The sequence below is a fragment of the Pseudomonas sp. Q11 genome (assembly GCF_024494355.1).
Lineage (GTDB): Bacteria > Pseudomonadota > Gammaproteobacteria > Pseudomonadales > Pseudomonadaceae > Aquipseudomonas > Aquipseudomonas hefeiensis.
This window is the reverse complement of record NZ_JAKNQY010000040.1, coordinates 26,209-33,573: the sequence shown is the minus strand read 5'-3', so window position 1 is coordinate 33,573 and position 7,365 is coordinate 26,209. Positions and strand designations below refer to the sequence as shown.

Annotated in this window: 5 protein-coding genes; 3 read left to right on the top strand and 2 right to left on the bottom strand. The window is 58.7% G+C overall.

Features of this window, described 5'->3' with window-relative positions; translation table 11 throughout:
- Window positions 1-91: 91 nt before the first annotated feature.
- Window positions 92-811, bottom strand: a complete 720-nt coding sequence (locus MA884_RS26710) for a 16S rRNA (uracil(1498)-N(3))-methyltransferase (RefSeq protein WP_256233306.1) — start codon at window positions 809-811, stop codon at window positions 92-94.
- Window positions 812-1,143: 332 nt separating this feature from the next.
- A complete protein-coding gene (locus tag MA884_RS26705) occupies window positions 1,144-2,550 on the bottom strand; it encodes an adenosylmethionine--8-amino-7-oxononanoate transaminase (protein WP_256233305.1) in 1,407 nt (468 codons plus the stop codon).
- A gap of 224 nt (window positions 2,551-2,774) precedes the next feature.
- Between MA884_RS26705 and MA884_RS26700 the strand changes: the two genes are divergently transcribed.
- The 3 genes from MA884_RS26700 to MA884_RS26690 all read left to right on the top strand — a co-directional run bounded on the left by MA884_RS26700 (window position 2,775) and on the right by MA884_RS26690 (window position 7,286).
- Window positions 2,775-4,514 (top strand): flavin monoamine oxidase family protein, encoded by a 1,740-nt coding sequence (locus MA884_RS26700; RefSeq protein WP_256233304.1) that lies wholly within the window; start codon window positions 2,775-2,777, stop codon window positions 4,512-4,514.
- 1,591 nt (window positions 4,515-6,105) lie between these two features.
- Entirely contained in the window at window positions 6,106-6,657 is a 552-nt protein-coding gene (locus MA884_RS26695; protein ID WP_256233303.1) for a cytochrome b, read from the top strand.
- Window positions 6,658-6,689: 32 nt separating this feature from the next.
- The gene (locus MA884_RS26690; RefSeq protein WP_256233302.1) at window positions 6,690-7,286 is read left to right on the top strand and encodes a YceI family protein; all 597 of its coding nucleotides are present in this window, start codon (window positions 6,690-6,692) and stop codon (window positions 7,284-7,286) included.
- Window positions 7,287-7,365 lie beyond the last annotated feature (79 nt).

Sequence of the window (7,365 nt, the reverse complement as noted above, 5' to 3'; positions counted from 1 at the left end):
TCGCTGCCTCTGAAAAAGATGGCTAAATAAACCATCCAAGACAGTTGCTCCCACAATGGGTCTTCAGTGCTAGCAGAATCTGCGGAGGGAGTTAGAAATCCCCCCACAGCTGCTGCGCCACGGCCAGTGCCACCACTGGCGCGGTTTCGGTGCGCAGCACTCGCGGGCCGAGGCGGGCGGCGTGGTATCCGGCGGTCTTGGCCTGTTCAACTTCGACATCCGACAAGCCGCCCTCGGGGCCGATCAGGAAGGCCAGGGTCGACGGTCTGGCATGGCTGACCAGCGGCTCGGCCACCGGGTGCAGCACCAGTTTCAGTTCGGTGTCGGTCTGCTTCAGCCAGTCGGCCAGCAGCAGCGGCGGGTGGATCACCGGCACGGTGGAGCGTCCGCATTGCTCGCAAGCGCTGATTGCCACCTGGCGCCAGTGCAGCAGGCGCTTGTCGGCGCGTTCGTCCTTGAGGCGCACTTCGCAGCGCTCGCTGAAAATCGGCGTGATCTCGCTGACGCCCAGTTCGGTGGCCTTCTGGATCGCCCAGTCCATGCGCTCGCCGCGGGATAAGCCCTGGCCGAGGTGGATGCGCAGGGGCGATTCAACCTGCCCGGCGAACTGTTCGTCCAACTGCACCCGCACGCGCTTCTTGCCGACTTCAGCCAGGGTGCCGCGAAACTCCTGGCCAGAGCCGTCGAACACCTGCACCGCATCGCCCTCGGCCATACGCAGCACCCGACCGATGTAGTGAGCCTGGGCTTCGGGCAGTTCGTGAGCGCCGAGGCTCAGGGGGGCGTCGATGAAGAAGCGGGACAGTCTCATGTGGAATCTCTGCAAGAAAAAATATCGTGGTTGAAGCTGATGGCCTCTCGCGGGCAAGCCATGCTCCCACAGGGCGATGCGATCAACTGTGAGGGCAAGCCTTGCTCCCACAGGGCGGTGCGATCAACTGTGAGGGCAAGCCTTGCTCCCACAGGGCGATGCGATCAACTGTGAGGGCAAGCCATGCTCCCACAGGGCGGTGCGATCAACTGTGAGGGCAAGCCATGCTCCCACAGGGCGGTGCGATCAACTGTGAGGGCAAGCCATGCTCCCACAGGGCGGTGCGATCAACTGTGGGAGCAAGGCTTGCCCGCGATGGCGGAGGCCCGGGCTCAGCCCGGATCCCGGAACCCCGGATGAAAATCCTTCGGCACCGCCACGCTGACCTTGTCTTTAGTGGCGATGTCGATGCCCTCGCTGGCCACTTCAGCCAGGAAATCAATCTGCTCGGGGGTGATGACATACGGCGGCAGGAAATACACCACGCTGCCCAGCGGTCGCAGCAACGCGCCGCGTTCCAAAGCATGCTGGAACACCGTCAGGCCGCGACGTTCCTGCCATGGGTAAGCGGTCTTGCTGGCCTTGTCCTTGACCATCTCGATGGCCAGAACCATGCCGGTCTGGCGCACTTCGGCCACGTTCGGGTGATCGGCCAGGTGCGCGGTTGCACTCGCCATGCGTTGGGCCAAGGCCTTGTTGTTTTCGATGACGTTGTCTTCTTCGAAGATATCCAGCGTCGCCAGGGCCGCCGCGCAGGCCAACGGGTTGCCTGTGTAGCTGTGGGAGTGCAGGAAGGCGCGCAGGGTCGGGTAGTCGTCGTAGAACGCGCTGTAGACCTCATCGGTTGTCACGCATGCCGCCAGTGGCAGGTAGCCGCCGGTCAGGGCCTTGGACAGGCAGAGGAAGTCCGGGGTGATACCGGCCTGTTCACAGGCGAACATCGTGCCGGTGCGGCCGAAGCCGACGGCGATTTCGTCGTGGATCAGGTGCACGCCATAGCGGTCGCAAGCCTCGCGCAGCAGTTTCAGGTACACCGGGTGATACATGCGCATGCCCCCGGCGCCCTGGATCAGCGGCTCGACGATCACGGCGGCCACGGTGTCGTGGTGTTCGGCCAAGGTCTGCTCCATGGCCGCGAACAGGTTGCGCGAATGCTCTTCCCAGCCCATGCCTTCGGGGCGGTGGTAGCAATCGGGGCTCGGCACTTTGATCGTGTCCAGCAGCAACGCCTTGTAGGTTTCGGTGAACAGCGGCACATCGCCCACCGACATCGCCGCAATGGTCTCGCCGTGGTAACTGTTGCTCAGGGTGACGAAGCGCTTTTTATCCGGCTGGCCGCGATTGATCCAGTAGTGGAAGCTCATCTTCATCGCCACTTCGATGCAGGACGAGCCATTATCGGCGTAAAAACACCGGGTCAGGCCTTCGGGCGTCATCTTCACCAGGCGCTCGGACAGTTCGATCACCGGCTGGTGGCTGAAGCCGGCGAGGATCACATGCTCCAGTTGATCGACCTGATCCTTGATGCGCTGGTTGATTCGCGGGTTGGCATGGCCGAACACATTGACCCACCAGGAACTGACGGCATCGAGGTAGCGCTTGCCTTCGAAGTCTTCCAGCCACACGCCTTCACCGCGCTTGATGGGGATCAGCGGCAGCTTTTCGTGGTCTTTCATCTGGGTGCAGGGATGCCATAACACTGCGAGATCGCGTTGCATCCACTGGTTATTCAGGCCCATATACAGTCTCCTCGAGGCAGCTCGCGGCGGGCGCGGGCAAAACAATCGCGCAAGCCTATGCAATGGCGGCCCTGGGGACAACCCATTGTGTCACTCCTGCTACCTTGAGTAAGGCGATAGACGCCGCTGGCGGCGCTGGGATGGCTGACGTATTCTTCGCCGTTCTCTGAGCCGTCTGGCTCGAAAAACTGATAGTCCCTGCGTTTTATTCCGGAGTTCGCTGAATGTCTGCTGGTTGGCTGCGCGCCTGTGCGCTGGTGATGATAGGGCTGTTCAGCGCTTGTGCGCTGGCCAAGGACAAGCAACCGACGGTGATCGTCATCGGTGGCGGCCTGGCGGGGCTCACGGCGGCCTACGAGCTGCAGAACAAAGGCTGGCAGGTAACCCTGCTGGAAGCCAAGCCAAGCCTGGGCGGCCGTTCGGGCATGGCCACCAGCGAATGGATCGGCAACGAAAAGACTCAGCCGGTGCTGAACAAGTACATCTCGACCTTCAAACTGAGCACCACGCCGGCCCCGGAATTTGTGCGCATCCCCAGCTATCTGATCGACGGCACCTACCTCACCACCGCTGACCTGGCGACCAAGCAACCGGCCACGGCCGAAGCCCTTAAACGCTACGAAACCACCCTCGACGACCTGGCGCGTTCCATTGAAGACCCGCAGAACCCATCGGCCAACAACACGTTGCACGCACTGGACCAGATCAGCGTCTCCAACTGGCTCGACCGACTGCAATTGCCGGCTACCGCGCGGCAGTTGGTGAACCAGCAGATCCGCACCCGCTATGACGAACCGTCGCGACTGTCGTTGCTGTATTTTGCCCAGCAGACCCGGGTCTATCGTGGTGTGTCCGACCGTGACCTGCGCGCCGCGCGCCTGCTGGGTGGCAGCCCCGTGTTGGCTCAGGCCTTCGTCAAACAACTGAAAACCATCAAGACCAGCTCGCCCGTCTCGGCCGTCTCCCAGGACAAGGACGGCGTCACCGTCAAGGTTGGCAGCGTCGGCTATCAAGCGGATTACGTCGTGCTGGCGGTGCCATTGCGAGCCCTGAACAAAATCCAGCTGACCCCGGCCCTGGATGCGCGGCATCAGGGTGCGATCAAGGGCACCAACTACGGCTGGCGCGACCAGATCATGCTCAAGTTCAAGACCCCGGTCTGGGACAGCAAGGCGCGCATGTCGGGCGAGATCTATAGCAACACCGGCCTGGGCATGATGTGGATCGAGCCGGCCATGAAGGGCGGCGCCAATGTGGTCGTCAACCTCTCCGGCGACAACGCCCGGGTGATGCAAGCTTTTGGTGACAAGCAGATCGCCGATCAGGTGCTGATCCGCTTGCACGCGTTTTATCCGAAGGCCCGGGGTGCCTTCACCGGTTATGAAATTCGTCGCTACAGCACCGACCCGTCCATGGGCGGCGCGTACCTGGCCTTTGGGCCGGGCCAGATCAGCAAGTACTGGCGTCTGTGGGAAATGCCGTTGCAGCGCGTAGCCTTTGCCGGTGAACACACCGACACCTTGTATCCAGGGACCCTGGAAGGCGCGTTGCGCAGTGGGCAGCGGGCGGCCAGCCAGGTTGAAGACCTGGCGGCGGGCAAATCGTTTGAACCGGCCAAGGTCGTGCCGGTGGCCGCAGCAGCAGCTGCTGCCGGTGCGGTGGCGGCGAAGAAGGGCAATTTCTTCAGCAACCTGTTTGGTGGCTCGGATGACGACAAGAAACCGGAGCCGGTAGCGCCTGCTCCAACGCCTGCGCCCGTCCCAGCACCCGCACCGGTGGAACCACCAGCGCCTGCTCCGGCGAAAGTTGAGCCAACCAAGAAAGCAACGGCGAAACCGGCGGCGAAAAAACCAGCTGCCAAAACCCCGGCTAAAAAAGCGCCGACCAAGGCACCGGTGAAAAAGGCCGAGCCGGCGAAGAAGCCAGCAGTCAAACCGACGACTACTGAAACCAAGGCTCAGTAACGATCAGGTGGAAAGAACGCGGCCCAAGGACCTAATGCTGGTCACTTAAGGCAATCGACAAACCCGTGGCGAGGGAGCTTGCTCCCGCTGGGCCGCGAAGCGGCCCCAAAACCTGCCAGTGCGGAACATCAGACACACCGCACCCGCCGGTTTACGACTGCTTCGCAGCCGAGCGGGAGCAAGCTGCCTCGCCACAGCTCCATCATTTTTCTCAAATGAACCACATGGGCCTAAGGGCCGCTTTTTTTTATCCCGCATCAAGCGTATCGGCGCCGCTTGATAAGCGCGACGCCCTACACGCCTCGGCGATATATCGGAAACTTCCCACCCTTTAACCGGAAGCAGGCGATAGCGCTTACCAAGCCATAAGTCTAGGCTCCTCGAAAAACAGGAGCGTGTATGAAAATACTGATGGCAATGGTCGTATTGGTTTCGATGTACGGGTGCGTGTATGGCGAATGCCGGGATCCTTTGAAAATTCCAATGATTCCAAAAAGAGATCCGCAGTTAGCACACAAGTGCTCCATCGATCCATATAGGCCTGAGTGCTCGGTAAACTAATGATTCACAATTGTGACCTCGTAAAAACTGGAGTTAATATGAAGTTGATAGCGGCTTTAATGCTATTGGCAGTATTCGGTGTCAGTACTGCTGATGGTCGTATGGTGCTGAAAAAGCACGATCCTCAATTAGTTTATAGATGCGACATGGATACTTACAGGCCTGAGTGCGTCAATGAGTGACTCAAGAGAGGCGGAAGTGAAAACGACCAAGTTTTAATTTCAAAGTCCTCAAATAAAATTTTGACCCGCTTTGGCTTGGACATACGTCCCGGGACGAAGCCAAAGCGAGCCCGGCATAGCTTTCCCGTTCGCCTGTCATGGATGACCAGGTTGCCGTCATCCTGAATGATCATACAAGCGTTGTACCAAAGCGACTTGTCCCTGCTATGGCTACTTTCAGCAATCCATAAGCGTCTTCTGGATGGATCATAAAGAAAGCCACTATTAGCGACTACAAATTGCAGGGGCTCTCGCATTCTCTTTGGATACAAGGTTGCACTATAGCGTTGATTGCCATCTGCAACCCAGACTACGGCTTCACCATCTTTGATGACCAAGTTTCCATTAACCTGCAATATCAATCGAAATCGCCCATTTGGAGACTGGAGGTACTGCCCCGGTGACATTGTTTGGTTGGAGGTAGCAACGGCGAGCCACTTGCTCGAAATGGAGTGTAAGGAACAGCCATGTTTTTTACCTTTGTTCAATGAATGTTGAAGCTCGCATTTAATGAAGGGTAAAAACGAAAAAGGCGATACATATATATTGCGTGGGCAAAAATTTTAATCACGATGACGGCTCCAGCGTGGTCTCCTGTGGGCGCGAGCTTGCTCGCGATGAGATCCATGCGGCCATCCCATGGCTGCCTGCCTTCTTGCCATCACACCCGTCATTTCCGTTTAATCTTTCCTTAACCCACCCCCGCCAGACTGATTATCGTATTTCTCGATATTTCAAAGCGAAAATTTCCGCTTTAAATCGATCGATAACTCGCTAGTCTTGGTCGCAGTTTTTACAGGATATGAGCAATGCAGCTACGCAACTCTTCTTCTCGCTACGGCTGGGTCAGCATCGTTTTGCACTGGGCCATTGCACTGGTGGTGTACGGGCTGTTCGCGCTGGGGCTGTGGATGGTCGGTCTGGACTACTACGACACTTGGCGCAAAGACGCGCCGGACCTGCACAAGAGCATTGGCCTGGTGCTGCTGGCGGCCATGTTGTTGCGGGTGTTCTGGCGTTTCGTCAGCCCGCCGCCCCCGACCCTCGAGACCTATGGGCGCCTGACCCGTGTCAGCGCCAAGCTCGGCCATAGCGCGCTGTATCTCGGGCTGTTCGCCGTGATGATTGCCGGTTACCTGATTTCTACCGCAGACGGTGTCGGGATTCCGGTGTTTGGCTTGTTTGAAGTACCCGCGCTGGTGTCTGGGCTGCCTGATCAGGCAGACATTGCCGGCCAGATTCACTTCTACCTGGCATGGGCGCTGGTAATTTTCTCCGGCCTTCATGCGTTGGCAGCATTGAAACACCACTTTATCGACCGTGACGCGACCCTCAAGCGCATGCTGGGACGCCAAGCCTGATGTTCAACCTCGACTCCAAAGGAATAGAAAGCATGTTGAAAAAGACGCTCGCCGCCCTGGCAATCGGTTCTGCCCTGCTGTCGGCCGGCCAGGCCATGGCTGCCGACTACGTGGTCGACAAGGAAGGCCAACACGCCTTCGTCGACTTCAAGATCAGCCACCTGGGCTATAGCTACATCACCGGTACCTTCAAGGACATCGACGGCAAGTTCAGCTTCGACGCCACCAAGCCTGAAGACAGCAAGATCGAGTTCAACGTGAACACTGCCAGCGTGTTCACCAACCATGCCGAGCGCGACAAGCACATCGCCAGTGCGGACTTCCTGAACGCGAGCAAATTCGCCAAGGCCACCTTCGTTTCCACCAGCGTCAAGTCCACCGGCAAAAGCGCTGATGGCAAGGCAACTGCCGATGTGACCGGTGACCTGACCCTGCTGGGCGTGACCAAGCCTGTCGTGGTCAAGGCCACTTTCCTGGGTGAAGGCAAGGATCCATGGGGCGGCTACCGTGCTGGCTTCGAAGGGACCACCAGCATCAAGCGTTCCGATTTCGGCAAGCAGAAAGACCTGGGCCCAACGTCCGACGTGGTCGAGCTGTATGTTTCGTTTGAAGGTGTCAAAGCGAAATAACATTCGCACCTGACAAAAAAACGCCCCTGATCTTGTAATCAGGGGCGTTTTTTTATTGTCGTATGGAATCTTGTGAACC